The organism is Variovorax sp. OK605, from assembly GCF_900115445.1.
Taxonomy (GTDB): Bacteria; Pseudomonadota; Gammaproteobacteria; order Burkholderiales; family Burkholderiaceae_C; genus Variovorax.
Window position 1 is genome coordinate 312,428 of record NZ_FOWL01000005.1, and the last position, 26,841, is coordinate 339,268.

Consider the following 26,841-nt stretch of genomic DNA (forward strand, 5'->3'; position numbering starts at 1 on the left):
GCACCGCGCACCCGCGCGGCTAAAGTGGCCGGGTTTTGCCACCCGGAGCCACTGCGTCAATGCCCCTGTCGCCGCGACCGCCACCGCGCCTGCCGTTTAGCAACGTCGTCCTCACCGGAGCCTGTGGGGGCCTGGGCCAGGCGCTGGCGCGTGAGCTGATCGGCGGCGGCGCCCAGGTGGCGCTGGTGGGGCTCGACACCGGCAGGCTCGCGGCGCTGGCCTCGCTCGCGCCCGAACGCTGCGCGGTCTACACCCCCGACGTTTCCCAGGGCCCCGCCATGCAGGCGATGGCCGCCCACTGGATGGCGAAGGCCGGCGTGCCCGACCTCGTGATCGCCAACGCGGGCGTCGCAGGCGGCTACGACACCGCCGAAGCCGGCGACCTTGCGGTGTTCCGCCGCATGCTGGAGATCAACCTGCTCGGCGCGGCCACCACCTTCCAGCCTTTCGTGGCCGCCATGCGCGAGCAGAAAAGAGGCGACGAAGGCGAGAGGGTCGAGAGACGCGCGAGGGGCGCGCTGGTCGGCGTGGCCAGCATCGCCGGCTGGCGCGGCATGCCGGGCAACGGCGCGTACTGCGCGAGCAAGGCGGGGCTGATCCGCTACCTCGAAAGTTTGCGTGCCGAGCTGCGCGAGACCGGGCTCACGGTGCATACCGTCAGCCCCGGCTACATCCGCACCGCGCTCACGGCCGGCAACCGCTTCGCGATGCCGGGGCTGCTCGAAGCCGACGAGGCCGCGCGCCGGTTGCTGGCCGCCGTGGGCGCGGGCCGCGAGAAGGTCGTGCTGCCGCGGCGCATCGGCTGGCTGTCGAAGGCGCTCGACCTGCTGCCCGAGGCGCTACACGACCGCCTGTTGCGCGGCCAGCCGCGCAAGCCGCGCGTGGGCGAGGCCGGTGCCACGGCCATTCCAGGTCTTTCCGATGTGTCGAAGGAGCCCCCACCCGATGAGCACCGCCACCGCACCGACCCATGAACAGATCGCGCTGATCGGCGCCGGCCCTTCGGGCCTGGCCGGCGCGCGCAACCTGCAGAAGCACGGCGTGCCGTTCCAGGGCTTCGAGGCGCACGGCGACGTGGGCGGGCTGTGGGACATCGACAACCCGCGCTCCACCGTCTACCACTCGGCGCACCTCATCTCCAGTAAGCGCACCACCGAGTTCGCCGAATTCCCGATGGCCGACACGGTGGCCGACTACCCGAGCCACCGCGAGCTGCGCCGCTACTTCAGCGACTTCGCGGACCGCTTCGGTCTGCGCGCGCACTTTCGATTCCACACGCGCGTGCTGCGCGTCGAGCCGGTGAGCGACGCGCCCGGCACGCGCTGGCGCGTGAGCACCGAGGCGGCCGACGGCACGCGCGAGACGGCCGAGTACAAGGGCGTGGTCATCGCCAACGGCACGCTGTCCGAGCCCAAGCGCCCGCAGTTCGAAGGCCGCTTCGACGGCGAGCTGCTGCACACCAGCGACTACAAGCACGCCGAGCTCTTCAAGGACAAGCGCGTGCTGATCGTCGGCGCGGGCAACTCGGGCTGCGACATCGCGGTCGATGCGGTGCACTACGCGAAGAGCGTCGACATCTCGGTGCGGCGCGGCTACTACTTCGTGCCCAAGTACGTGTTCGGCAAGCCCGCCGACACGCTGGGCGGCAAGCGCCCGCTGCCGCCGTGGCTCAAGCAGAAGATCGACGCGACCGTGCTCAAGTGGTTCACCGGCGACCCGGTGCGCTTCGGCTTCCCGAAGCCCGACTACCGGATGTACGAGTCGCATCCCATCGTGAACTCGCTGGTGCTGCACCACGTGGGGCATGGCGACATCGGCGTGCGCGGCGACATTGCGCGCCTGGCCGGGCACACGGTGCATTTCAAGGACGGCAGCGCGCGCGACTACGACCTGATCCTGGCGGCCACGGGCTACGCGCTGCACTACCCGTTCATCGAGCGCGAACTGCTCAACTGGCAGGGCATGGCGCCGCGGCTGTACCTCAACATCTTCTCGCCGCGCTTCGAGAACATCGCCGTGCTGGGCATGATCGAAGCGAGCGGCATCGGCTGGCAGGGGCGCTACGAACAGGCCGAGCTGGTGGCGCGCTACTTTCGCGCCAAGGCCAGCGGCTCGCCGAAGGCGCAGGCCCTGCGCGCGGCGGTGCAGGGGCCGCCTCCCGACCTGTCGGGCGGCTTCAAGTACCTGCAGCTGGAGCGCATGGCGTACTACGTGCACAAGGACACCTACCGCGCCGCCGTGCGCAACGCGGCCGCGGCACTGGCCGACCCCACCTGAACCAGCGAGGGCCCCCGCATGCTGCCTGTCGACGAGATCCGCCTGCACTTCAACCCGGCCTCGCTGGTGCTGCTGAACGTGGTGCTGGGCTTCCTGATGTTCGGCATCGCGCTGGACACGCGCATCGAGGACTTCAGGCGCGTGGCGCGCATGCCCGGCGCGATGGCGGTGGGCATCGGCGCGCAGTTCGTCGTGCTGCCGGCCGTGACCTTCGCGCTCACGCTGCTGCTGAAGCCCGGCCCGAGCATCGCGCTGGGCATGATCCTCGTGGCCTGCTGCCCGCCGGGGAACATCTCGCAGATCCTCACGCACCGCGCGCGCGGCAACGTGGCGCTGTCGGTGTCGATGACGGCGATCTCGAATGCGATCTCCATCGTGGTGATGCCGCTGAACTTCGCGTTCTGGGGCGGCATGCACCCGGCGGCCGCGCCGCTGCTGAAGACCATCGCCCTCGATCCGCTCGACATGCTGGGGCACATCGTGATGATCATCGGCATTCCGTTCGTGCTGGGCGTGGCCTGCTCGCACCGCTTGCCGGGGCTCACGGCGCGCATCAAGAAGCCGGTGGGCATCGTGAGCTTCGTGGCGCTGATCGTGTTCATCGTGGGCGCCATCGCGGGCAACTGGCGCTTCTTTCTCGACTACGTGGGGCTGGTGCTGCTGGCCGTGGTCATCCATGACGCACTGGCCTTCGGCACCGGCTACCTGTGCGCGCGGCTCTCGGGGCTGGGCGACTACGACCGGCGCGCGGTGGCCATCGAGGTGGGCATCCGCAATTCGGGGCTCGGGCTGGTGTTGATCTTCAGCTTCTTCGGCGGGCTCGGCGGCATGGCCGTGGTGGCCGGCGTGTGGGGTTTCTGGGACATCATCGCGGGCCTTGCGCTCGCGGGCTGGTGGGGCCGCAGGCCGGTGGCGCCATGAGCGAGGGCATCGTGGCAAGGCGCGTGCTGGTGACGGGTGCCGACGGGTTCCTGGGGCGCACGGTGCTCGCCGCGCTGTGCGAGCAGGGCGGGCTCGAGGTGCTGGTGGCCCTCGACGTGCGCGAGGTGCCGCCCGACCGGCAACTGATGGGCGTGGCCTACCAGCAGCAGGACGTGCGCGACGCGCGCATCGCCGAGACCATCGCCGACCACGCGATCGACACCGTGGTGCACCTGGCTTCCATCGTCACGCCGGGCAAGGACTCGAACCGCGCGTTCGAGCATTCGGTGGACGTGGGCGGCACGCGCAACGTGCTCGAAGCCTGCGTGGCGAACGGCGTGCGGCACGTGGTGGTGTCGTCCAGCGGCGCGGCCTACGGCTATCACGCGGACAACCCGGCGTGGATGACCGAGTCGCAGCCGCTGCGCGGCAATGCGGTGTTCGCCTATGCGGACCACAAGCGGCAGGTGGAAGAGATGCTGGCCGACTACCGCGCGCGGCATCCGGCGCTGGCGCAGACGGTGCTGCGCATCGGCACCATCCTCGGCGAGCACGTGGACAACCAGATCACCGCGCTGTTCGAGAAGAAACGGCTCATTGCCATCCGCGGCAGCGCGAGCCCTTTCGTATTCGTGTGGGACGAGGACGTGACGGGTGCCATCGCGCATGCGCTCGCCGGCGCACCGCCCGGTTGCTACAACCTCGCGGGCGATGGTGCCTTGACGATCCACGAGATCGCGTCGCGCCTGGGCAAGCGCGCCGCCGGCTGGCCGGCCGGTGTGCTGAAGACCGCACTGTCGGTGGGTTCCGCGCTGGGCGTGAGCCGCTATGGGCCGGAACAGCTGGACTTCCTGCGCTACCGGCCGGTGCTGCTCAACACGGCGCTGAAGGCGCGCTTCGGCTACGTGCCGCGCAAGACCAGCAGCGAGGCCTTCGATGCCTTCGTGGCGGCGCGCAAGCGGCAAGGGCGGCCGATCACTTCCTCGTAGCTTCGTCGGGCGGCGCGATCAGGTGCTCGAGCATGCGCCGGGCGTTGAGCGGCAGGTCTTCCGACGAGCGCACGCAGGCCATCAGCGTGCGTTCGGCCCAGGCGTCGGCGAGCGAGGCGCGCGCGATCTTCATGGACCGCGCGCAACGTTCGGCCGCGGTCTGCGGCACGATGCCCACGCCAATGCCGTACTCCACCATGCGGCACACCGCCTCGAAGTTGCGCACGCGCACGCGGTAGGCCAGGTGCTTGCCGAGGGCGCGCACATGCTGCGTGATGAGCTGCTGCAGCGCGCTGTCCGCGGGCAGGCCGACGAATTCGCTGTCGACCACGTCGGCCAGCCGCAGGCGGCGGCGCCCGGCCAGCGCGTGGCCGCGCGGCATCACCAGCACCAGGTCGTCGCGGCGGAAGGGGTGGCATTCGAGGCCGTCGCTGTCGATGGCGTCCGAGACGATGCCGATGTCGCACAGGCCGGCGCGCAGGGCCTCCACCGTGTCGGGGCTGGCGCGCTCCTCGAGGTCGACCGAGATGCGCGGATGCTCGGCGAGAAAGCGGCTCAGCACCTCGGGCAGGTGCTCTGTCAGCGCCGAGGTGCCGCACATGAAGCGCACGTGGCCCTTGAGGCCCTGGCCGTATTCGCCGAGCTCGCCGCGCAGCCGCTCCATCTGCTGCAGCACGACGCGCGCATGGTGCAGCAGCGTGCGGCCGGCCTCGGTGGCGCGCACGCCCTGCGCATGGCGCGTGAGCAGCGGGGTGCCCAGCGCGTCTTCCATGCCGCGCACGCGCTGGCTGGCGGAGGCCAGCGTCATGTGCGAGCGCGCCGCGCCGCCGGTGAGGCTGCCGGCTTCGGCGACGTTCAGGAAGAGCCGCAGGTCGGTGAGGTCGAATCGCATGGTCGCCGCAGTGTGCACCACGAGCCTCAGGCCCAGCCTGAGGCCGGCTCTGCGAACCCCGCATTTGCAGCCGCGGCATTGCCCGGCAGACTCGGCCGCGATGACGCATTCGAACGACCTCCCGAGCTTCTGGGCCGCCGCCACGGCCGTGTTCCTGCTGGCCGGCGTGATCAAGGGCGTGATCGGCCTGGGGTTGCCCACGGTGTCGATGGCGCTGCTCGCGCTGTGGATGTCGCCGGTGCAGGCGGTGGCGCTGCTGATCGTGCCGTCGCTGGTCACCAACATCTGGCAGACCGGGCCGCGCGCGACCTTCATGCCGGTGCTCAGGCGCATCGGCGGCATGCAGGTGGGGGTGGTGATCGGCACGCTGGGCGGGGCGCTGTGGCTGGGCGTGCCGGCGGGCGCCTGGGCCTCGGTGGCGCTGGGGGTGGCGCTGCTGCTCTACGCGGGCTGGAGCCTGACCGGGCGGCAACTGCACGTGAGCGATGCGCAGGCGCGCTGGCTGGGGCCTTTGGTGGGTGTCGTCACGGGGCTGGTGACGGCGGTGACCGGCGTGTTCGCGGTGCCGGCGGTGCCGTACCTGCAGGCGCTGGGGTTCCAGCGCGACGCGCTGATCCAGGCGATGGGGATCTCTTTCACCACCTCGACGGTGGTGCTGGCCATCGGGCTGGCGGGGAACGGTGGCTATCCGATGTCGGCGGTGGGTGCGTCGCTGGCGATGCTGGTGCCGGCCGTCGGCGGCCTGGTGCTGGGCACCTGGCTGCGCAAGCGGCTGCCGGTGGCGGTGTTCCGGCGCTGCTTTCTGGTCGGGCTCGCGTTGCTGGGCTCGTACATGGTCGTACGCGCCCTGGCCTGAGGGCGGAGCTCAGGCGGCGAGCAGCAGCGCCGCGCGCACGCGCTCGATGGTCTGGCGGTAGGGCAGGGCGAAGTCGTCGATGGCCTCGCCGGCTTCGAGCCAGCGGAACAGGAAGACCAGGCCTTCTTCTTCCGGGCTGCCGGTGGCGGTGTGCAGGAAGGTCTCGGGCAACCGGCCTTCGGCGCGCATCAGGAACAGGTGCCAGAGCTGGGGGTGGCGGTGCGTGTTGCCCTCCACGCCGGCTTCGCATTCGCGGTCGAGCGTGCCCAGCGCCTGCAGCGGGCCGGCGTAGTCGATGCCGGACTCTTCGAGCAGCTCGCGCCGCACGGCGGCCTCGGGCGACTCGCCGGGCTCGATGGTGCCCTTGGGGAGCTGCATGTTGCCATCCTCGGGATGGCGGAACACCAGCAGCCGGCCTCGCGAGTCGACCATGCAGGCGCAGGCCTTGAGGATCGGGGCGGAGGGGCTGCCGGTGGTCATCAGGCGCCCGTCAGAGCGGCCTTGACCGCTGCGCTGACCTGGCCCATGTCGGCCTTGCCGGCGAGGCGGGTCTTCACCGCGCCCATCACCTTGCCCATGTCGCCCGGGCCGCTGGCGCCCAGCTCGGCCACGATGGCCTTCACCGCGGTGGCGACTTCGTCGGCGCTCATGCGCTGGGGCTGGTAGACCTCGATCACCTTGATCTCGGCGGCTTCCTTGTCGGCCAGGTCGGGGCGGCCACCGGTGGTGAACGCGGCGATCGAGTCCTTGCGCTGCTTGACCATCTTGTCGACGATGGCGATGACCATGGCGTCGTCGAGCTCCACGCGCTCGTCGACTTCCTTCTGCTTCATGGCCGCGAGCAGCAGGCGGATCGTGCCCAGGCGCTCGGAGTCCTTGGCGCGCATCGCCGTCTTCATGTCTTCGGTGATCTGTTCTTTGAGTGTCATTCGCAACCTTTCGGAAAAAACAAAAGCCGCGGCAGGTTTCCCTGGCGCGGCTGAGGCAACGAGGCGACGGCGCTGACTTTCGTCGAGAGCCTGCCGCCCGGGGCGTTGCTTAGTACAGCTTCTTGGGCAGCTGCATGCTGCGCACGCGCTTGTAGTGGCGCTTGACGGCAGCGGCCTTCTTGCGCTTGCGCTCGGCGGTCGGCTTTTCGTAGAACTCGCGGGCACGCAGGTCGGTCAGCAGGCCGAGCTTTTCGATGGTGCGCTTGAAACGGCGAAGTGCGACGTCGAAGGGCTCGTTTTCTTTAACGCGGATGGTGGTCATTGATGAATCGTTGAACTGAAGTTGGCTCGGGGAGATCGAGGCCCAAAGCCGGGGTTCCTCAACTGAAAAATTTTGTGGCCGTTGAGGGGAGGCCAAAAGTTAGCCCGCGAGTATAGCACCCACACAGGCTTCACGCACTTCCTGTCACTTCTTTTCCCCCTGGCCGGGGGCGACACCAGCGGCCCGGCAAAGCCGGTTCCGCGGTGTCCCTGGCGAAGAGAGTCAGAGGGCCGTGGCGCACGCATGAGCGCTTGCCCACGCCCACTGGAAGTTGTACCCGCCCAGCCAGCCGGTCACATCGACCACTTCGCCGATGAAATACAGGCCCGGTTGCTTCGATTCCATCGTCTGGGACGACAGGTCGCGCGTGTCGACGCCGCCCGCCGTGACTTCGGCCTTCTTGTAACCTTCGGTGCCGCTGGGGGTGATCTGCCAGCGCGCAATGCGCTCCGACAAAACCGCCAGCGCCTTGTCGGCCGCTTCGTTCACCGGCCGCTGCAACGCGGGGTCTTGCCCGACCCAGGCGTCCGCCAGCCGCGAGGGCACCAGCGTGGCCAGTTCGTTGGCGATGCGTTTCTTCGAGCGCAGCTTGGCTTCGCCGAGCGATCCGGCCACGTCCACGCCCGGTGCAAAGTCCAGCGTGAGCGGCGTTCCGGGCTTCCAGTAGCTCGAGATCTGCAGCACCGCCGGGCCCGACAGGCCGCGGTGGGTGAAAAGCAGGTCTTCGAGGAAGGCCATCTTGTCCTTCTTGGCCCCGGTCTCGATGCGCACCGGCAATGCCAGGCCGGCCAGTTCGGCATACGGCGCCCAGGCGTCGCCGCCGAAGGTCAGCGGCACCAGCGCCGGACGCGGCGTGACCAGCCGCAGCCCGAACTGCTCTGCGAGGCGGTAGCCGAAGTCGCTGGCGCCGATCTGCGGAATCGACAAGCCACCCGTCGCCACCACGATCTTCGCCGTCTCGATGACCCCGCGATCGCTCTCGATTCGATAGCTGCCCGGGCCGGTTCCATCAGCATCCGCAGCGGAAAACGCGATCTTTCCGACCTTGCACGGCTGCCACCGCTCGATCCCGCCCGCGGTGCATTCCGCCAGCAGCATGTCGACGATCTGCTGCGAGGAGCCGTCGCAGAACAGCTGCCCCTTGTGCTTCTCGTGGAAGGCGATGCCGTGCTTTTGCACCAGCTCGATGAACTGCTGCGGCGCGTAGCGCGACAGCGCCGAGCGGCAGAAATTCGGGTTGTCGCCGATGAAGTGGCGCTGCGGCGCGCGCACGTCGAGGTCGCGGTTGGTGAAGTTGGCGCGCCCGCCGCCCGAGATGCGGATCTTCTCGCCCACCTTCTCGCTGTGGTCCACCACCAGCACCTTGAGCCCGCGCTGGCCGGCCACGCCGGCGCAGAACAGCCCGGCGGCGCCGGCGCCGATCACGACGACGTCGAAGCGGGACACGTCGGCCGCGCTCAAGGGCCGTCGGCCGCCAGCAGCGGCGGCGGGTTGTATTTGAGGTGGCCCACGTAGCGCAGCGGCTGCGTGGCGGCGATCGAGGGCACGTCGCCCTCGCGCATGTGCAGCAGGTCGGCCGGGCTCACCCAGCGCGGGTCGGCGCTGGTGATCGGCAGGCCGGCCTGCTTGTAGGCCTCGAGCACGAACTGCGAGCAGAAGAACTGGTCGTCACGGCTCGCGCCCAGCTGCACCATCGCCATGCCGCTCATGCAGTAGTGGCTCACGGCCGCCGGCACCAGCGGCAGCTCGCACAGGCGGCGGTTCAGCACGAAGGGCGCGTTCAGCAGCACGCCCACGGTGTTGTAGCGCGCGCCGACCTGCGACAGCGCCCAGGCGCGCATGCGCCCGGCGCCGGCTTCGTCCACGCCGGGCACGCGAAAGGCGACCACCATCTGTTCTTCGTCGACCACCTCGGCCAACGGCCGCGCGCGCACGCCGGTGCCCACGGCTTCAGCGATCTGGCCGTCGCCGAGGTACAGCACCGCGTGGCTCACCGGCGAGAAGGTGCCCAGCCGGATGCCGAAGGAGTTCACCGTGGCGATCGAGGTCAGCAGGATGTCGCCCGGCTCCAGCGCGTCGGCGGCGATGAGCTCGCCGCCGTTGCCCGGCGCGATCACCGAGCTCTGCACCCGCAGGCGCAGGCCGTTGTCCTTGGAGGGCAGGTCGAGGCGGGTGGCGCAGGCCGTGAGCAGCAGGGCGGCGCCCGCGGCAGTCAGGGCCGCGAAGGTCTGGAAACGCAAGCGCATCAGCCTTTCCAGACGAACGGGAACTTCAGTTGCTTGAAGAAGCCGTTGGGCACGTAGTCGCCCAGCACGCCGTACTTCTCGGGCCAGAGCTTGGTGCTCTTCACGGCCGTGCCGAAGAGGTAGTCGAGAAAGGCGTAGTGCGCCGCGTAGTTCTTGTCGAGCGCCTCGATGTCCTGGCTGTGGTGCCAGTGGTGGAAGTTGGGCGTCACGATGATGTAGCGCAGCGGGCCCAGCCGCACGCTCACGTTGCAGTGGTTGAACACCGCCTGGAAGCCGACCACCACGATGTACGCGTCGATCACTTCCTTGCTGAAGCCCAGCACGTAGATGGGTGCCAGCACCAGCGTGCGCGTGATCAGCAGTTCGAGGATGTGCTGGCGCGAGCCGGCCATCCAGTCCATGCTCTTCACGCTGTGGTGCACCGCGTGCAGGCGCCACAGCACCGGCACCTCGTGGTAGGCGCGGTGGGTCCAGTACTGCACCAGGTCGGCCACCAGGACGATCAGCAGGATGCCGGCCCAGAACGGCAGGTTGCCCACCCAGCCGCGGATGCCGTCGTTGGCCGCCCAGCCGAACAGCTTGTGCACCATCAGGTTGGTGGCCAGCAGCACGAAGCCCACGATCATGTGGTTCACCACGAAGTGGTGGAAGTCGGTCTGCCACTCTTCGCGGAACACCGGCTGGTCCTTGCGCAGCGCGAACAGCTTCTCGATGAAGATGAAGATCAGCGACGAGCCCAGCAGGTCAAGAATGAACCAGTCCAGCCCGATGTACGGCGTGTTGTCCGCGAAGTCGTGCACCGGCACCTTGTGCCCGCCCAGCAGCGCCGAGGCCGCCACCAGCAGGAACGCGGCCGACGAGAGCCAGCGCGAGCGGTTGAAGATGATGTTCACCAGCGACATGCCGCCGGAGATGACCAGCGCCGCCAGCAGGATGAAGCGCATCACGTCGACGTTGTAGCTCTTGCGCAACTCCGGCGTGGTGAGGTACTGGGGGAAGTGGAAGGCCAGGACGCCCAGGAAGCACAGGATGGCCAGGCTCAGGGCGATGGTGCCGGTGACCAGCCCGCGGCCACGGCGCAGTTCGCCGTGGTTCTGGGTGAATTCGTTGAGTTTGTCGATATCCAGCATGCCCACCTCTTCTTTTGCTTGCGCTTTTGTTGGAGCGCGATTTTAGAGGGGGCTGTAGGAAAACGCTCACGCCTTGCGCACGGAGCGCCGCCGCAGCATGGCGGCCGCGCCCAGCGCCACCCCCATGACCACCAGCGACACCACGGTGGTCACCGTGCCCAGCGCATAGATCGAAGGCGTGGTCACGGTCGAGGTCAGCCCCTGCAGCTCCAGCGGCAGCGTGTTGACGTCGCCGATGGCCTGCGAGGTGCGGGCGATCTCGTCCCACGACAGCGTGAAGCCGAACATGCCGATGCCCACGATCGACGGGCCGATCAGCGGCAGCACCACGAAGCGGAAGGCCTGCCACGGCGTGGCCCCGAGGTCGCGCGCGGCTTCCTCGTAGGCCGGGTTGAAGCGGTTGAACACGGCGAACATGATGAGCAGCCCGAAGGGCAGCGTCCAGGTCAGGTGCGCGCCAAGGGCCGAGCTGAACAGGCCCAGCGCGGTGCCGTAGCCTTCGAGCAGCGTGGTGGCGTCCATGGCGCTCAGCACGCCCTTGATGCCGGTGTCGAGCAGCCGGAACTGCAGGCCGATGCCCAGCGAAATGATGATCGACGGCATGATCAGGCTCGCCACCGTGACGAAGAACAGGGCATTGCTGCCCGCGAGCTTCTTGCGGAACGCCAGGCCGGCCAGCACCGACAGCACCACGGTGAACGCCATCACCACCGCGCCCAATGCCAGCGAGCGCCGGAAGGCCGCGCCGATGTCCACCGTGCCCAGCCCCTCGGCCAGCTTGTGGAACCAGTGCAGCGACACGCCGCGCAGCGGGAACGTGAGGCCGCCTTCGGGGCCCTGGAAGCTCAGAACGAAGATGGTGATCATCGGGCCGTAGAGGAACAGCACGAAGAGCGCGAACACGGCGGCCAGCGGCCAGAAACCCGGGGCGCGCTGTGCGCTGATGGGTGTCTGCATCTCAGAGCTCCTTGCGTATGTCGACCAGCCGGGTCAGGCCCCAGATGATCATCAGCACCACCGCCAGAAGAATCATCGCGTTGGCCGCGGCCAGCGGAAACTGCAGGTACGAGGTCTGCACCTGGATGATCTTGCCGATCGATGCGATCTGCTGCCCGCCCATCACGCCGATGGTCACGAAGTCGCCCATCACGATGGTGATGACGAAGATCGAGCCGATCAGGATGCCGGTGCGCGACAGCGGCACCACCACGTTCCACAGCGTCTGCCAGCCCGAGGCGCCCGCGTCGTTGGCCGCTTCGAGCAGCGAACGGTCGATGCGCATCATGCTGTTGAAGATCGGCACGATCATGAACATGGTGTACAGGTGCACGAAGGCCAGCACCACCGAGAAATCGGAGAACAGCAGCCACTCGACCGGCTGGTTCACCAGGCCCGTGCCCATCAGCGCCTGGTTGACCAGGCCGTTGCGCCCCAGCAGCGGCACCCACGAGATCATGCGGATCACGTTCGACGTCCAGAACGGCACCGTGCACAGCACGAACAGCACCGTCTGCACGGTCGACGAGCGCACATGGAACGCCAGGAAGTACGCAACCGAGAACCCGATCAGCAGCGTGATGCCCCACACCAGCAGGCAGAACTTGAAGGTGCTCAGGTAGGTGTTGAGCGTGACGCACAGGTCGCCGTTGTCGGTGAGGTGCGAACAGCCCTCGAACAGGCTCAGGTAGTTGCGCAGCGTGACGGCCGGGATCAGCTCGTACTCGTTGAAATTCCACAGGCTGACCATGGCGACCAGCGCCAGCGGAATCAGGAAGAACAGCAGGAACACCAGCGCGAACGGCGCCGCCTGCCACCACGCCTTCACGGCGTGGGGGGCGGCGGCGACGGGCGCGCGGGTGGCGGGAGCGCTCACGGAGTGAAGGCGGAGTTCGGGCGGGAGGTCGGGCTGGCTTTCAGGCCGCCACGAACTCGTTCCACTTGCGCACCATGTACTCGTTCTCGTCCATGACGGCGTTCCAGCACGCGATGCCGCCCATGCGCTGCTCGTAGCTGCCGCCGTCGCGCACCGAGCCGGCCTTGGCGATCACGTCGCCCTGCGGGCTCTTGATGTCCTGCGCGGCGGGCTTGCCTTCCATCCAGTAGGCCCACTCGTAGGCTTCCATCTTGGTCTTGGCGGTCTCCAGCACGGCGCTGTAGTAGCCCTGGCGGTTGAGGTACGCGCCGGCCCAGCCGTCGAGGAACCAGTTGATGAACTCGTACGCGCCGTCCAGCTTCTTGCCCGACAGCGTGGCCGGCAGGCCGAAGCCCGAGGCCCAGGCGCGGTAGCCTTCCTTCAGCGGCTGGAACGTGCAGTCGATGCCCTTGCTGCGCACCGCCGTCACGGCCGGCGACCACATCGACTGGATCACCACTTCGCCGGAGGCCATCAGGTTCACCGACTCGTTGAAGTCCTTCCACAGCGCGCGGAACTGGCCGGCCTTCTTGGCTTCGATCAGGGTCTTGATCGTCAGGTCGATCTCGGCCTTGGTCATGTTGCCCTTGTCGGCGTACTTGTGGATGCCCTTGGCCTCCACCACCATCGCGGCGTCCATGATGCCGATCGACGGAATGTTCAGGATCGCGGTCTTGCCCTTGAACTCGGGGTTCAGCAGCTCGGCCCACGAGCCGATGGGGCGCTTGATGAGGTCGGGGCGGATGCCCAGCGTGTCGGCGTTGTAGGTGGTCGGAATCAGCGACATGTACTGCGTGGCCGACTTGGCGAAGGCCTTGCTCTTCTCGCCCTCGAGGTAGATCACCTTCACGGGCGCCGTGCCCTGGTCGCCCACCTTCTTGCCGGCCACTTCGCCCTTGGTGAACAGCGAGGTGATCTTGTCGGCGTTCTTCACGCGCTTGGTGTCGATGCCCTTGAGGTTGCCGGTGGGCACGATCTTCTTGAGCGAGAAGAACTCGGTGTCGATCAGGTCGAAGCTGTTGGGCGCGGTCACGGCGCGCTTGGTCACGTCGTCGGTGGTCACGGCCACGTACTGGATCTCGATGCCGGTGTCGGCCTTGAACTTCTCGGCGATCGCCTTGTCCTGGTTCACCGCGGTGCCCAGGTAGCGCAGCACCACCTTTTCCTGCGCGTGCACGAAGGGCGCGATGCCCGTGGCCAGGATGCCGGCCGTGCCTTGCAGCAGCATGCGGCGCTTGACGCCGGCGGACGAGTCGATGGGTTCGGTCATGGCTGAGTCTCCAGGGAAAGAAGTGGAATGAAACGGACGCGAAAAAACGGGAAGCTGGCGGCTGCTGCGCTCACAGGGGCATGGCGAGCGCGGCGGTGTCGTCGCGCAGGGAGGCGCCGGCGGGGGCCGATGCCCGCTCGCCCGGCGGCTTGACGCCGGGGCCGAGCGCGCGCGCGTCGGCCTCGGCCCACGACAGCCGCACCGGCTCGCCCTGCGCGTACGGGCGCGCCAGAAAAGCGGCTTCGCCCAGAAGCACCGAGACGTTCTGGCGCCCCGGCGCGGCGGCGTCGAGCGCCAGGCCGAGCAGCACGTAGGTACCTTGGTATTCGACGTCGGTCACGGTGGCGGCCAGGCCGCCCGTGCCCTCGGACGCCGCGGCGATCCGCATGTGGTCGTTGCGCACCGCGATCGGGCCGGCCGGCGTGTCCAGCACGTTGTGGCCGCCCATGAAGCGCGCCACGAACTCGCTGGCCGGATGGTTGTAGACCGCGTGCGGCGAGCCGACCTGCTCGATCACGCCGTGGTTCATGACCACCATGGTGTCGGCCAGCGCCATCGCTTCTTCCTGCGAGTGCGTGACGTGCACGAAGGTCAGGCCCAGCTCCTTCTGCCAGCGCCGCAGCTCGGCGCGCATCTGGATGCGCAGGAAGGGGTCGAGCGCCGACAGCGGCTCGTCGAGCAGCAGCACGCGCGGCTCGGTGATGAGCGCGCGCGCCAGCGCCACGCGCTGCTGCTGGCCGCCGGACAGCTCGCCGGGCTTGCGCGCGGCCAGGTGGCCCATGGCGACGCGCTCCAGCAGGTCGTTGGCGCGCTTGTGGCGCTCGGCCTTGCCGATGCCCTTCATCTTGAGGCTGAAGGCCACGTTGTCGGTGGCCGAGAGGTGCGGAAAGAGCGCGAAGCTCTGGAACATCATGGCCGTGCCGCGCGCGGCGGCGGGCAGGTTGGTGATGTTGCGGTTGTCCAGCAGGATGTCGCCGCTGGTGACCGACTCGTGGCCGGCGATCATGCGCAGCGTGGTGCTCTTGCCGCAGCCCGAAGGCCCCAGCAGGCAGCAGTAGCTGCCGCTGGCGATGCGCAGGTCGATCTGGTCGACGGCGGCCGGGGTGCCGGGGGCGTAGCGCTTGGTGAGCGCGACGATCTCGACCGCGGCGGGGACAGGCGTGACAACGGCATTCATTGCCGAAGGCTCAGCACGATCCATGCCACGTTACGGTGCGCGGTGCCCGGCCGCGCCACTCTCCGGTGCGCGGCGCCCGCGCGACCCGTGCCGGGTCAGGTGCCGAACTTGCCCGCGTCCTTGCCCGCGTCCTTGCCCGCGTCCGTGCCCGCGTCCACCGGCAGGGCGGCCGCGGCCAGCCCGCGCAGCACGTCGCCCACCACGATCACCGCCGGGCTGGCCAGCCCGGCTTCGGCGATGCCGTGTTTCAGGTTGCCCAGCGTGGTCGCGATGTGCCGCTGGTGCGGCAGGCTCGCGTGCTGGATCACGGCCACCGGCGTGTCGGCCGGCAGGCCCTGCAGCAGTTCGCGCTCGATGTGGCCCGCGCCCGACACACCCATGTAGATCACCAGCGTGAGCCGCGCGTTGTACGCCGTGGCGGCCAGCGCGCGCCAGTCGGTCGGGTCTTCGGCCGCGCCGGCGCCGGTCTTGGCGTGGCCGGTGACGAACACCACGCCCTGCGCATGGTCGCGGTGCGTGAGCGGCACGCCCAGCGAGGTCACCGCGGCCAGGCCGGCCGTGATGCCGTTGACCACCGCGCATTCGATGCCGGCGTCGCGCAGGTGCTCCACCTCTTCGCCGCCGCGCCCGAAGATGAACGGGTCGCCGCCCTTGAGCCGGACCACGGTCTCGCCCTCGCGCACCGCCGTGATCATCAGCCGCTCGATGAAGGCCTGCGGCGTGCTCTTGCAGCCGCCGCGCTTGCCCACGTGCACGATGCGCGCGTCGGGGCGGGCGTAGGCCAGGATCTGGTCGTTCACGAGGTCGTCCACCAGCAGCACGGTGGCGGCCTGGATCGCCTTCACGGCCTTGACCGTCAGCAGCTCCGGGTCGCCGGGGCCGGCGCCCACCAGCGTGCAGCGTCCGGTGATCAGGGCGGAGGAAGTGGGGTGGGCGTTGTTGTTCATGCGTGGGATGCCAGTTGCGTGATGTGCCTGACTTGCGTCGCGATGGCCTCGGGCACGGGAAGCTCCCCGGCCAGCACGCGGCGCGTGTAGCCGGCCGTGGTGGCGACGTCGATTTCCTTGGGCAGGCCGGGCACGTCGGCGGTGGTGCCGGGCTGCTGGGCCTGCAGCTCGGTGCGCACGCCGCGCACGAAGCCGTCGATCTGCGCGGTGCGGCGCGGGTCGGACACCACCTCGCCTTCGAGGCCGCGCGAGAGCAGGGCGGTCATGCCCGTGAGCTCGAAGGTCTCGCCCATGGTGCGGGCGTATTCGGGGTGCGTGTAGCTGGCCACCACCACGCAGGGGCCGGCGCCGGGCTGCATGAGCTTCACCACGCTGTGGCCCGGGTTGCGCAGGCCGACCACGCGGCGCACGTCGAGCAGGCGCTTCAGCGCGGGGTTCAGCAGTTCGGTGGGCGCAAAGGCCGCTTCGCCGTTGGCGATGGGGCGGATGGCGGTCATCGGCGCCACGCCGAGTTCCGCGAGCACGTTCGACGCCAGCACGCGCGAGGTTTCGCTGGCGCTGCCGTGCACCAGCACCGGCAGGCCTTCGCGGGCCAGCAGCAGCGCCAGCAGCGGCGTGAGCACCGGCAGCTTGCGCGCGCCGTTGTAGCTGGGCAGCACCACCAGGGCACGGTCGCCGGCCGGGATGCGGTCCAGCCGCGCATGGGTGGCGTCGAGGAAGCCGGCCATCTCCTCGGGCGTCTCGCCCTTGATGCGCATGGCCAGGCAGAAGGCGCCGAGTTCCAGGTCGGTGACGGTGCCGTCCAGCACCTGGCCGAACAGGTCGATGGCCTGTTCGCGCGCGAGCGGCTTGGCGCCTCGCGCGCCGCGGCCGATTTCCTTGATGTATTGGCTGATTCCCATGGGTAAGGGATTGTCCTGCAAGGCTTATGCCGGAATGTGAGTTGGCTTATGCCTTGGATTGGCTCCTTCCCGCTTCGGGGGAAGGCCGGGATGGGGGCAGGCAGGACGCCCGATGGTGACGCCGCCGGCACCCACCCCGGCCCCCACCCCGGCCCTCCCCGAGCGGGGGAGGGCGCAAGCGCAAGGCAGGCGGTCATGGCGTGAGCGCCTGCGCTTCCGCCGGCGTCGCCCGCACCATCCGCTTGAGCTCCGGAATGCAAGAGCCGCAGTTCGTGCCGCACTTCAGCGCCCCCTGCAGCTTGGCCAGCCGCTCGTCGGGCGTGCCGCTGCAGCGCCCCAGCTCGGCCTGGATCGCCGCGTCGGCCACGTTGAAGCAGGCGCACACGGTCTTGCCGCGCGACTGCACCGCCACCGGCGCGCGCGCGCCCGGCGACAGCAGCAGGCGGCCGTAGCTCTGGGCCGGCAGCTCCTCGCGCAGCAGCGTGGAGATCCAGGCCTCGGCGCTGGTGTCGCCGCCCAGCAGGAAGGCCTCGAGCCCGGCGCTGCCGTCGGCGCGGCGCACCAGCCGCGCGCTGCGGCGCTGGCCGCGGCGACGGTCGGCGTAGCGCAGGGTGTCGGCCACCTGCAGGCCGAGCAGGCCTTCGATCTTCTCGACCAGCGCATCGTCGGGCGCGTCGTGCGCGGCGGCGCGAAACAGGATGCCGCTGCGTTCTTCACCTTGCGCACCTTGCGTGTTCCCGGCGAACGGCACGCAGGTCGCGAACGGAAACATCGCCATCAGCGGCTGCAGCGCGCGCTGCGCGGCCAGCGCCGCGTCGGGCGGCAGCCAGGCCATGCCCAGCAGCGACCACGGCAGCTCCGCCTTCAGGATCTTCACCGGCGTGTGCTTCAGCTCGGGCTGCTTCGAGGTCGGGCAATAGGCCGGCGTCGTCAGCGCGTTGATGCCCGCCAGCCGCGCGCCGGTCGACGAGCAGCCGCTCAGGTATTCCTCGCCCCAGTGCATCGCGACGAAGGCCTGGTTCAGCCCCACCTCGGCGCTGGCGCGCGCGGGCAGCAGGATCGAGCCGCGCTTGGAGGTCAGGTGCACCAGGTCGCCTTCCTGGATCTGGCGGCGCGCCATGTCCTGCGCGTGCATCTGCACCATGGGTTCGGGCACGTGGCCGAACAGCCGGCCCGCCGTGCCGGTGCGGCTCATGCCGTGCCACTGGTCGCGCAGGCGGCCGGTGTTCAGCGAGAAGGGGTAGCGCGCCTCGCGGGCCTCGGCCACCGGCTTGTAGACGGTGTCGGCGAAGCGCGCGCGGCCGTCGGGCGTGGGGAACACGCCGTCTTCGTACAGGCGCACGCGGCCGGTGCTTTCGCCTTCCTTCAGCGGCCATTGCTGCGGGCCGGCGCTTTCCAGCATCGCGTAGCTCAGGCCGGTGATGTCCAGGTCGCGCCCGCGCGTCGACTCGCGGTGCTCGTTCCACACCTGCTCGGGCGTGTCGTACGGAAACAGCGTGCAGGCGCGGCCCAGCTGCTGCTCGAGCCGGCGCGCGAAGGCCGCGGCAATCGACCAGTCGTTGCGCGCCTCGCCCGGCGCCGGCACGGCCGGGCGCACGCGCGAGATGCGGCGCTCGCTGTTGGTCACGGTGCCTTCCTTCTCGCCCCAGGTGGTGGCGGGCAGCAGCAGGTCGGCGAAGGCGCAGGTGGCGGTGGTGGCAAAGGCCTCCTGCACCACGACGAACTCGGCGCGCTCCAGCGCGCGGCGCACCGTGGCCTGGTCGGGCATCGACTGCGCGGGATTGGTGCAGGCGATCCACAGCGCGCGGATCTCGCCGTCGGCCGCGGCCTGGAACATCTCCACCGCCGTCTTGCCGGGCTTCTCGGGCACCGACGGTACGCCCCACAGCGCGGCCACTTCGGCGCGGTGCCCGGGGTTGGCCAGGTCGCGGTGCGCGCTCAGCAGGTTGGCCAGGCCGCCCACTTCGCGCCCGCCCATGGCATTGGGCTGGCCGGTCAGCGAGAACGGGCCCGCGCCGGGGCGGCCGATCTGCGCGGTGGCCAGGTGCAGGTTGATGAGCGCCGCGTTCTTCGCGGTGCCGCTCGACGACTGGTTCAGGCCCTGGCAGTACAGGCTCAGCGTGGCCGCCGAGGTGGCGAAGAGCCGCGCCGCCGCAAGCAGGTCGTCCTTCGAGATGCCGCACACCTGCGCCACCTTGTCGGGCGTGCACTCGCGCACCGTGGCCTTCAGCGCGTCGAAGCCGTTGGTGTGCGCCGCGATGTAGGCCGCGTCGGTCCAGCCTTCCCACAGCATCAGGTGCAGCATGCCGTTGAACAGCATCACATCGGTGCCGGGCTGGATCGGCAGGAACAGGTCGGCAATCTCGACCGTGTCGGTGCGGCGCGGGTCGGCCACGACGATCTTCAGCGCCGGGTTGGCGGCCTTCGCGTCCTCGATGCGGCGAAACAGAATGGGGTGCGCCCACGCCGTGTTGCTGCCCACGATGAACAGGCAGTCGGCGTGCTTCAGGTCGTCGTAGCAGGCCGGCGGCGCGTCGGCGCCCAGCGTCTGCTTGTAGCCGGCCACCGCGCTGCTCATGCACAGGCGCGAGTTGGTGTCGATGTTGTTGGTGCCCACCAGGCCCTTGGCGAGCTTGTTGAAGACGTAGTAGTCCTCGGTGAGCAACTGGCCCGACACGTAGAAGCCCACCGCGTCGGGCCCGTGGTCGCGCACCACCTGCGCGAACTTGCCGGCGGCGTTGTCGAGCGCGGTGTCCCATGGCACCGCGGCGGGCGCTTCGCCGCGCACCAGGCGCTGCAGAGGCTGCAGCAGGCGCGTCTGCCGCGTGACGGTGGCGCTGGCCGTGAGGTGCAGCGTCGAGCCCTTGGTGCAGAGGCGGCCGAAGTTCGCGGGGTGGCCGGGGTCGCCGCGCACGCCGGTGATCTCGGCGCCTTGGGATTCGATGATGACGCCACAGCCGACGCCGCAATAGGGGCAGGTGGAGCGTGTTTCAGTCATGGCTCATTCCAGCGGCTCCAGCGACCCAAGGGGCTCAAGCGGCTCAAGGGGCTCCAGCGGCAAGACCGACATCGTCGGGTAAGGCCTGGGGCCCGCCACCGGGCGCTCGAGGTCGATGGCATGCGTGGCCAGCTCGGCGGCGTCCAGGTGCACCACGCCGTCTTCCACCTTCACCGCGAAGCGCGGCGTGCAGCCTTCGTCGGGCGACCTGGCGCAGCCGTCGTCCAGCCCGATGGCCCAGTTGTGCAGCGGGCAGGCCACGCTGGTGCCGAACACGATGCCCTGGCTCAGTGGGCCGCCCTTGTGCGGGCAGCGGTCGAGCAGCGCGAACACCTGGTCCCCGGCATTGCGGAACACGGCGACGTCCACGCCTGCGGGCCGCGCCACGCGGCGCGCGCCGAGCACGGGGATGTCGTCGATGCGGCAGATGACTTTCCAGTCGCTCATGGTGGGGCTCTCTTCTGTTCTATGACTTGATCTCGGCGTACAGGCCGGTCACGCGGTCCATGATCGCGAGCAGGTTCTCGCTGGAAACGAACACGTCGGACATCAGCGAGGCCGACGCGCTCGCGCCATCCAGGCGCTGCAGGCCGCGGTTGAAGAAGATCCATTGCGCGTCGGCCAGCACCAGTTCCTGGCGGATCGCGGCCGTGGCCTCGGGGGCGTTGCGCAGCACCTCGAGCGCCGCGAGGAACTCGGTGCGCGACTTGCCGATTTCGGCCGTGCTGCCCGCCGGGTCGATCTGCATGGCGCTGGCCAGGCAGAACTTGGCCATGCGCTGCGACAGCATGCGCTGGCGGCCCGCGATGTTCACGAGCTTGCCGACCGGCTTGCCCGAAGCGGCCTCGTACTGCGTGGTGCCCTGGTTGGCCAGCGCGAGCACGGCGGCGTCGAGCTTCACCACCTTGGCGGCTTCGGCCTTGCCGGGATTCAGTCCCGTGAGTTCGCGCTTGAATTCGCCCCACGCGCCGTCGAGCGCGTCGTAGGTGCCGCGAATGGCCGCGCTGGGCGCGAAGGACTTGAGCTCGCCCAGCTGCCGCTCGAACAGCGAGACCGACCTGTCGAGCACCTGCTGCGCATTGCGCGACTCGACGTTCTGCGCCAGCGCCAGGTAGGCCTTGCTCGCGCGCTGCGACAGCATGCGCTGGCGGCCCGCCTTGTTGATGGCGTCGTTGAGGTCCAGGACCTGCGCGTGGGCGACGGTGCCCATGCCGATCCCCATGCCGACACCCATGCCGGCGATGGCCGTGGAAGCGATGAAGACTCTGCGTTTCAAACCGTGGGCTCCGTGTGTCGTGTCGTTCATCACACGGAAAGCGGCGTGAACTGCCGCACGTCGACCGAGGCCCGCGACGATTCGAACCACGGGTCGGGCTCGCCGTCGAGCGCGAACTGCAGCCGCTCCCACAGCGCCTTGCGGCCCTCGGCGTCTTCCAGGATCTTCTTCTTCACGTGGTCCAGGCCGACACGGCCGATGTAGTGCACCGTGCGCTCCAGGTACCAGCCTTCCTCGCGGTACAGCTGCAGGAACGCGCCCGCGCAGGCCATGACTTCCTCGGCCGTCTTCACCTTCACGAGGAACTCGGCCACCTCGGTCTTGATGCCGCCGTTGCCGCCCACGTAGATTTCCCAGCCCGAGTCGACGCCGATCACGCCCACGTCCTTGATGCCGGCTTCCGCGCAGTTGCGCGGGCAGCCCGACACCGCCAGCTTGACCTTGTGCGGCGCGTACATGGCCCACAGCGCGCGCTCCAGGTCCTTGCCCATCTGCGTGGAGTCCTGCGTGCCGAAGCGGCACCACTCGCTGCCCACGCAGGTCTTCACCGTGCGCAGCGACTTGGCGTAGGCAAAGCCGCTGGGCATGCCGATGTCCTTCCAGACGCCGGCCAGGTCTTCCTTCTTCACGCCCAGCAGGTCGATGCGCTGGCCGCCCGTGACCTTGACGGTCGGAATCTTGTACTTGTCGGCCGCGTCGGCGATGCGGCGCAGCTCGTCGGGCGTGGTGTGGCCGCCCCACATGCGCGGAATGACCGAGTAGGTGCCGTCCTTCTGGATGTTGGCGTGGCTGCGCTCGTTGACGAAGCGGCTCTGCGGGTCGTCCTTCGCCTCCTTGGGCCAGGTGCTGATCAGGTAGTAGTTGACGGCCGGGCGGCAGGTGGCGCAGCCGTCGGGCGTGCGCCAGCCCAGGTTGCGGTACACCGCGTCGTGCGTCAGGTAGTGTTCCTTGCGGATGGCGTCGCGCACGTCCTGGTGGCTCACGTCGGTGCAGCCGCACACGGCCTTCTTCTTGGGCGTGGCGGAGTAGTCGCCGCCCGCGGTGAACATCAGGATCTGCTCGACCAGCCCGGTGCACGAGCCGCAGCTGGCGCTGGCCTTGGTGTGCTTCTTCACCTCGTCGAGCGTGAACAGGCCCTTGTCCTTGATGGCCTTGCAGATGGTGCCCTTGCTCACGCCGTTGCAGCCGCACACCTCGGCGTCGTCGGGCATGCTCGCGGCCTTGCTGTGGCCTTCGTGGCCGGTGTCGCCGATGTTCGATTCCCCGAACATCAGCTTGTCGCGGATGTCGTGCACGCTGCGCCCGTCGCGCAGCAGCTTGAAGTACCAGCTGCCATCCACCGTGTCGCCGTACAGGCAGGCGCCCACCAGCTTGTCGTCCTTGATCACCAGCTTCTTGTAGACGCCGCCGAAGGGGTCGCTCATGACGATTTCCTCGGTGCCTTCGCCGCCCATGAACTCGCCGGCCGAGAACAGGTCGATGCCCGTCACCTTCAGCTTGGTGGAGGTGAGCGAGCCCAGGTAGCGGCCGATGCCGAACTGCGCCAGGTGGTTGGCCGCCACCTTGGCCTGCTCGAACAGCGGCGCCACCAGGCCGTAGGCAATGCCGCGGTGCGCCGCGCATTCGCCCACCGAGTAGATGCGCGCGTCGGTCACGGTCTGCATGGTGTCGGTCACCACGATGCCGCGGTGGCAGTGCAGGCGCATCTTCTCGGCCAGCTCCACGTTGGGGCGGATGCCCACGGCCATCACCACCAGGTCGGCCGCGACCTCGGTGCCGTCCTTGAAGCGGATGGCCTTCACGCGGCCGCCCTTTCCATCGTCGCCGTCGCCGAGCATGTCCTGCGTCTGCGCGCCCATCAGGAACTTCAGGCCGCGGTCTTCCAGCGACTTCTGCAGCAGCTTGCCGGCCACATCGTCGAGCTGGCGCTCCATGAGCCAGGGCATCACGTGCACCACCGTCACGCTCATGCCGCGCAGCATCAGGCCGTTGGCGGCTTCCAGGCCCAGCAGGCCGCCGCCGATGACCACCGCGTTCTTGTGCGTGCGCGCGGTCTCGATCATGTAGTCGGTGTCGGCAATGTCGCGGTAGGCAATGACGCCCTTCAGGTCCTTGCCGGGCACCGGCAGCATGAAGGGGTTGGAGCCGGTGCACATCAGCAGGCGGTCGTAGGCGGCCTCGGTCACGTCGCCTTGCGCGTCGACGGCGCGCACGGTGCGCTTCACGCGGTCGACCTCGACCACCTTCTTGCCCGCGTGCAGCGTGATGTGGTTGTCGGCGTACCACTCCCAGCTGTTGAGCACGATCTCGTCGACCGTCTGCTCGCCGGCCAGCACCGGCGACAGCAGGATGCGGTTGTAGTTGGGGTGCGGCTCCGCGCCGAAGACGGTGATGTCGTACAGGTCGGGCGCGATCTTCAGCAGCTCCTCGAGCGTGCGAACGCCGGCCATGCCGTTGCCGACCATCACGAGTTTCATTTTCTTCATGGGGCGGGTCCTTTCAGGGGATCAGAGCGAGCGGACGCCCGTGGCGCGCGGTCAGAATCGCGCCATGAGCTTTGAAGTGGACATCGGCTACAGCAGCCAGCGCGGACCGCGCGAGCTGAACGAAGACTTCGCCGGTGCGGTGCATGCGCCGCGCGGCGACGAGGCGCGCGGGCTCATCGCGGCCATTGCCGACGGCGTGTCCAGCGGCGGTCGCGGACGCGAAGCGGCGCAGACCACGGTGATGGGCCTGCTGGCCGACTATTTCGCCACGCCCGACACCTGGGAGCCGACCGCGGCGCTCGACCGGCTGATCGGCGCGCAGAACGGCTGGCTGGCCGACCACAACCGCCGGCGGCAGAGCAGGCAAAGCGGCGAGGGCAGTGAGGCCGGCGGCACGGCGCTCACCACCCTCACCGCGCTGGTGCTGCACGGCCAGGGCTACACGCTGGCCCACGTGGGCGACACGCGCGCCTGGCGCGTGCGCGACGACGGCGGGCCGGCCTTGCTGCTCACGCAGGACCATGCCTTCGACCATCCCGACATGCGCAGCCGCCTGACACGCGCCATCGGCCTGGACGACCAGGTGCGCGTGGACTACCTGCAGGGCGATGTGCGCGTGGGCGACTGCTTCGTGCTGAGTTCCGACGGCGTGCACGGCGTGCTCAAGCCGAAGCAGGTGGCCGCGCTGGCCTTGCAGGGCGACGCCGAGGCCGCGAGCGAGGCGCTGGTGAACGCGGCGCTGGAGGCCGGCACGCACGACAACGCGACCGCGCTGGTCATCCGCGTGGTGGGGCTCGACGCGCGGCAGCTCGACGACGAGCTCGGCGACGGCCGCCGGCTGGCGCCGCCGGGCGCCCTGAAGGTGGGCGACGTGCTCGACGGCTACGCCGTCACCGCGCGGGTGGCCGACACCGGCGTGCACCTGCTGTACCAGGCGCGGCACCCGGTCACGCGCGAGCTGGTCGCGCTGAAGACGCTGCACCCCTCGCGCGCCAGCGACCCGCAGGAGCGCGCGATGCTGGCGCACGAAGCCTGGCTCGGCCTGCGCGTCGGCGGCAACGGGTTCGTTCGCGTGCACGAGCGCGCCGCGCAGGCCAGCGCGCTGTACATCGTGTTCGACTGGCACGGCGGGCGCACGCTGGAGCAGCTGCGCAAGGCCAACGCGCGCGGCGCCGTGGCCGAGGTGGTGGGCGCCGCCATCGAACTGAGCCGTGCACTCGGCCGGCTGCACCGCCAGGGCGTGGTGCACCGCGACATCAAGCCGGGCAACCTGCACCTGGGCGAAGACGGCCGCTGGCGCGTGCTCGACCTGGGCGTGGCGCTGTCCGGGCGCGAAGGCGCGGCGCAGCGCGAGCTGCATGCCGGCACGCCGAGCTACATCAACCCCGAGCAGTGGGAAGAGGGCGGCGTGGCCGACGCGGGCAGCGACCTGTTCGCATTCGGCGTCACGCTGTACCAGTGGCTCACCGGCCACCTGCCGTACGGCGAGATCGAGCCCTACCAGGTGGCGCGCTACCGGCGCGACCCGGTGGCCCTGTCGCGCATCCGCCCCGACGTGCCGATCTGGCTCGACCACCTGGTGCGCAAGGCCGTGGCCCGCGACCCGCGCGAGCGCTTCGAAACCGCCGAGGAGCTGCTGCTCGCGCTGGAGCGCGGCGCGTCCCGCCCGGTGAACGCGCCCGCCGCCACGCCGCTGATCCGCCGCGACCCGCTGGCGCTCTACAAGCTCGCGCTGGGCGTGTCGGTGCTGTTCAACGTGCTGCTCATCGTGTGGCTGCTGTTCCTGCCACGTTGAGCGAGGGCGAGGGCGAGGGCGGGGGCGGGCGGCGAGGGTCATGAGCGGGCGGCCTTGCGAACGCGCGAGGAGGCTTTGGAGGTTGCAGCGTGCGCAGCGTGCGAAGGCGTGAGGCGCGCACGGCCCCCCTTTTCGGCCCAGGTGCGGGTCCAGCGGATCTGCATCACGCGCATCACGCCGAGCATCACCAGCGACAGCAGCGCGAAGAACACGAAGCCCCACAGGTAGCTGCCCAGGTACTGCTTCGACAAGCCCATGGCGTTGGGCACCAGCCCGCCGCCGAGCGCGCCGATCTCGCCGATCATCGAGCCGGCCACGGCCGTGCTCGCGGGCCAGCGCAGCGGCACCAGCTGGAACAGCGCGCCGTTGCCCGCGCCCAGCGCGGCGAAGCAGACGATCAGCACCAGCGTGGTGACGGCCAGCGAGCCCGAAGACGCGCCCACCAGCACCAGGCTCACGGCCACCACCAGCAGCACCACCGTGAGCGTGTTCACGCCGCCCCAGCGGTCGGAGATCCAGCCGCCCACCACGCGCACCGCCGCGCCCATGAAGGCCGCGAGCATGGTCAGCTGGCCGGCCTGCACCTTGCTCACGCCGAACTGGTCGTAGTAGTAGGAAGGCAGGAAGGTGGTGAGACCGATGAAGCCGCCGAAGGTCACGCCGTAGATCAGGCTGAACACCCAGCCGTCTTTTTCGAACAGGCAGGCGATGTGCTCGCGCAGGTTCGAATGGGCGTTGACGTCCGGCGGCTCCTTGGCGAACACCACCATCACCGCCATCGGGATCAGGATGGCGACGGCGGCCACGCCGTACACGGCCTGCCAGCCCAGCCAGTTGGCCAGCGGCGGCGCCACCAGCACCGACACCGCCGTGCCCACGTTGCCCGCGCCCACCAGGCCCATGGCCAGGCCCTTGTGCTGCGGCGGGAACCAGCCCGAGCCCAGCGACAGCGCCACGCCGAAGCTCGCGCCGGCAATGCCCAGCAGCACGCCCATGGCCAGCAGGTCGTTGAAGCTCTTCACGTAGAAGAAGCCGAACAGCATGGCCACGGCGATCAGGCCCATCTCGACCAGCGTGGCCTTCTTGCGGCCGATGTACTGCGACAGGATGCCCAGCGGAAAGCGCATGAGCGCGCCCGCGATGATCGGCACCGACAGCATCAGGCCCTTCTGCGCCGGCGAGAGGTTGAAGGTTTCGCCGATGAAGGGCGCCATGGCGCCGTTCAGCACCCAGATGCAGCAGGAGAACGAGAAGTACAGGAAGGCAGCGAACAGCGTCGGACTGTGGCCGGACTGCAAGAAGTTCTTGAAACTGGACATGGCGTTCAACGATGCAAAAAGCCGCGGCCCGACCGGGAGGCGGTCGTGTCGACGGAGGGGGTTGGGGTCGGAGTGCCGCCAGCGAATGCTGTCGGCGTGGGGGTGTTCGCGGCATGTGCGTTGCCGCGCTGGATGCAGGAGCCTGCAGCCTCACCAAAGCGGTGCTTCGTTACACCGTGCCCCGTTTCATGCAAGAG

The 26,841-nt window shown here is 69.4% G+C and carries 24 protein-coding genes; 6 read left to right on the forward strand and 18 right to left on the reverse strand.

Features of this window, described 5'->3' with window-relative positions; genetic code table 11:
* The first annotated feature begins 59 nt into the window (after positions 1-59).
* The 4 genes from BM013_RS15715 to BM013_RS15730 are packed head-to-tail and all read left to right on the forward strand — an operon-like array spanning position 60 to position 4,187.
* Positions 60-974 carry an SDR family oxidoreductase gene (locus BM013_RS15715; RefSeq protein WP_093128528.1) on the forward strand — a complete coding sequence of 305 codons (915 nt, stop codon included), beginning with the start codon at positions 60-62 and terminating at the stop codon, positions 972-974.
* The gene (locus tag BM013_RS15720) at positions 946-2,277 is read left to right on the forward strand and encodes a flavin-containing monooxygenase (RefSeq protein ID WP_093128530.1); all 1,332 of its coding nucleotides are present in this window, start codon (positions 946-948) and stop codon (positions 2,275-2,277) included. Before BM013_RS15715 ends, BM013_RS15720 begins: the two co-directional genes overlap by 29 nt.
* 18 nt (positions 2,278-2,295) lie before the next feature.
* Positions 2,296-3,198: a bile acid:sodium symporter family protein gene (locus tag BM013_RS15725; RefSeq protein WP_093128531.1), complete on the forward strand. Its 903-nt coding sequence runs from the start codon at positions 2,296-2,298 to the stop codon at positions 3,196-3,198.
* A complete protein-coding gene (locus tag BM013_RS15730; protein ID WP_093128731.1) occupies positions 3,195-4,187 on the forward strand; it encodes an SDR family oxidoreductase in 993 nt (330 codons plus the stop codon). Before BM013_RS15725 ends, BM013_RS15730 begins: the two co-directional genes overlap by 4 nt.
* Here BM013_RS15730 and BM013_RS15735 read toward each other — a convergent pair.
* The gene (locus tag BM013_RS15735; protein ID WP_093128533.1) at positions 4,174-5,079 is read right to left on the reverse strand and encodes a LysR family transcriptional regulator; all 906 of its coding nucleotides are present in this window, start codon (positions 5,077-5,079) and stop codon (positions 4,174-4,176) included. The genes BM013_RS15730 and BM013_RS15735 overlap by 14 nt on opposite strands.
* Positions 5,080-5,179: 100 nt before the next feature.
* On the opposite strand from BM013_RS15735, the gene BM013_RS15740 reads away from it, so the two are divergent.
* On the forward strand, positions 5,180-5,935 hold the full coding sequence (locus tag BM013_RS15740) for a sulfite exporter TauE/SafE family protein (protein WP_093128534.1): 756 nt from the start codon (positions 5,180-5,182) through the stop codon (positions 5,933-5,935).
* 9 nt (positions 5,936-5,944) lie between these two features.
* Here BM013_RS15740 and BM013_RS15745 read toward each other — a convergent pair whose 3' ends face one another.
* The 16 genes from BM013_RS15745 to nirB form a co-directional block, all read right to left on the reverse strand.
* The gene (locus BM013_RS15745; RefSeq protein WP_093128535.1) at positions 5,945-6,415 is read right to left on the reverse strand and encodes an NUDIX domain-containing protein; all 471 of its coding nucleotides are present in this window, start codon (positions 6,413-6,415) and stop codon (positions 5,945-5,947) included.
* Positions 6,415-6,864, reverse strand: coding sequence for a GatB/YqeY domain-containing protein (locus tag BM013_RS15750; protein WP_093128537.1), 450 nt, complete (start codon positions 6,862-6,864; stop codon positions 6,415-6,417). The genes BM013_RS15745 and BM013_RS15750 overlap by 1 nt, the downstream gene beginning before the upstream one ends.
* A 109-nt stretch (positions 6,865-6,973) precedes the next feature.
* Complete coding sequence (gene rpsU, locus BM013_RS15755; protein WP_007833691.1) at positions 6,974-7,186, reverse strand: 30S ribosomal protein S21; 213 nt, start codon at positions 7,184-7,186, stop codon at positions 6,974-6,976.
* 222 nt (positions 7,187-7,408) lie between these two features.
* The gene (locus BM013_RS15760) at positions 7,409-8,647 is read right to left on the reverse strand and encodes a BaiN/RdsA family NAD(P)/FAD-dependent oxidoreductase (protein ID WP_177225481.1); all 1,239 of its coding nucleotides are present in this window, start codon (positions 8,645-8,647) and stop codon (positions 7,409-7,411) included.
* Entirely contained in the window at positions 8,644-9,432 is a 789-nt protein-coding gene (locus BM013_RS15765; protein ID WP_093128538.1) for a YaeF family permuted papain-like enzyme, read from the reverse strand. Before BM013_RS15765 ends, BM013_RS15760 begins: the two co-directional genes overlap by 4 nt.
* The gene (locus BM013_RS15770; RefSeq protein WP_093128539.1) at positions 9,432-10,562 is read right to left on the reverse strand and encodes a sterol desaturase family protein; all 1,131 of its coding nucleotides are present in this window, start codon (positions 10,560-10,562) and stop codon (positions 9,432-9,434) included. Before BM013_RS15770 ends, BM013_RS15765 begins: the two co-directional genes overlap by 1 nt.
* A gap of 66 nt (positions 10,563-10,628) precedes the next feature.
* Positions 10,629-11,519 carry an ABC transporter permease gene (locus BM013_RS15775; protein WP_093128541.1) on the reverse strand — a complete coding sequence of 297 codons (891 nt, stop codon included), beginning with the start codon at positions 11,517-11,519 and terminating at the stop codon, positions 10,629-10,631.
* Between the two features lies 1 nt (position 11,520).
* Positions 11,521-12,435: an ABC transporter permease gene (locus BM013_RS15780; protein WP_093128542.1), complete on the reverse strand. Its 915-nt coding sequence runs from the start codon at positions 12,433-12,435 to the stop codon at positions 11,521-11,523.
* A 40-nt stretch (positions 12,436-12,475) separates the two neighbouring features.
* Complete coding sequence (locus BM013_RS15785; RefSeq protein ID WP_093128543.1) at positions 12,476-13,744, reverse strand: ABC transporter substrate-binding protein; 1,269 nt, start codon at positions 13,742-13,744, stop codon at positions 12,476-12,478.
* A 70-nt stretch (positions 13,745-13,814) separates the two neighbouring features.
* Entirely contained in the window at positions 13,815-14,921 is a 1,107-nt protein-coding gene (locus BM013_RS15790; RefSeq protein ID WP_093128545.1) for an ABC transporter ATP-binding protein, read from the reverse strand.
* Positions 14,922-15,016: 95 nt separating this feature from the next.
* Positions 15,017-15,868, reverse strand: coding sequence for a uroporphyrinogen-III C-methyltransferase (gene cobA, locus BM013_RS15795; protein ID WP_093128546.1), 852 nt, complete (start codon positions 15,866-15,868; stop codon positions 15,017-15,019).
* The gene (gene ybiB, locus BM013_RS15800) at positions 15,865-16,770 is read right to left on the reverse strand and encodes a DNA-binding protein YbiB (protein ID WP_093128547.1); all 906 of its coding nucleotides are present in this window, start codon (positions 16,768-16,770) and stop codon (positions 15,865-15,867) included. Before ybiB ends, cobA begins: the two co-directional genes overlap by 4 nt.
* Positions 16,771-16,963: 193 nt before the next feature.
* Entirely contained in the window at positions 16,964-19,768 is a 2,805-nt protein-coding gene (locus BM013_RS15805) for a nitrate reductase (RefSeq protein WP_093128548.1), read from the reverse strand.
* Between the two features lie 3 nt (positions 19,769-19,771).
* Entirely contained in the window at positions 19,772-20,215 is a 444-nt protein-coding gene (nirD, locus tag BM013_RS15810) for a nitrite reductase small subunit NirD (protein ID WP_093128549.1), read from the reverse strand.
* A gap of 19 nt (positions 20,216-20,234) precedes the next feature.
* On the reverse strand, positions 20,235-21,044 hold the full coding sequence (locus BM013_RS15815; protein WP_093128550.1) for a type IV pili methyl-accepting chemotaxis transducer N-terminal domain-containing protein: 810 nt from the start codon (positions 21,042-21,044) through the stop codon (positions 20,235-20,237).
* 29 nt (positions 21,045-21,073) lie between these two features.
* The gene (gene nirB / locus BM013_RS15820) at positions 21,074-23,530 is read right to left on the reverse strand and encodes a nitrite reductase large subunit NirB (protein ID WP_093128552.1); all 2,457 of its coding nucleotides are present in this window, start codon (positions 23,528-23,530) and stop codon (positions 21,074-21,076) included.
* A gap of 64 nt (positions 23,531-23,594) precedes the next feature.
* On the opposite strand from nirB, the gene BM013_RS15825 reads away from it, so the two are divergent.
* On the forward strand, positions 23,595-25,325 hold the full coding sequence (locus tag BM013_RS15825; protein WP_093128553.1) for a bifunctional protein-serine/threonine kinase/phosphatase: 1,731 nt from the start codon (positions 23,595-23,597) through the stop codon (positions 25,323-25,325).
* Positions 25,326-25,363: 38 nt separating this feature from the next.
* Here the strand turns inward: BM013_RS15825 and BM013_RS15830 are convergent, their stop codons facing one another.
* The gene (locus BM013_RS15830; RefSeq protein ID WP_143098278.1) at positions 25,364-26,644 is read right to left on the reverse strand and encodes an MFS transporter; all 1,281 of its coding nucleotides are present in this window, start codon (positions 26,642-26,644) and stop codon (positions 25,364-25,366) included.
* Positions 26,645-26,841: the final 197 nt, after the last annotated feature.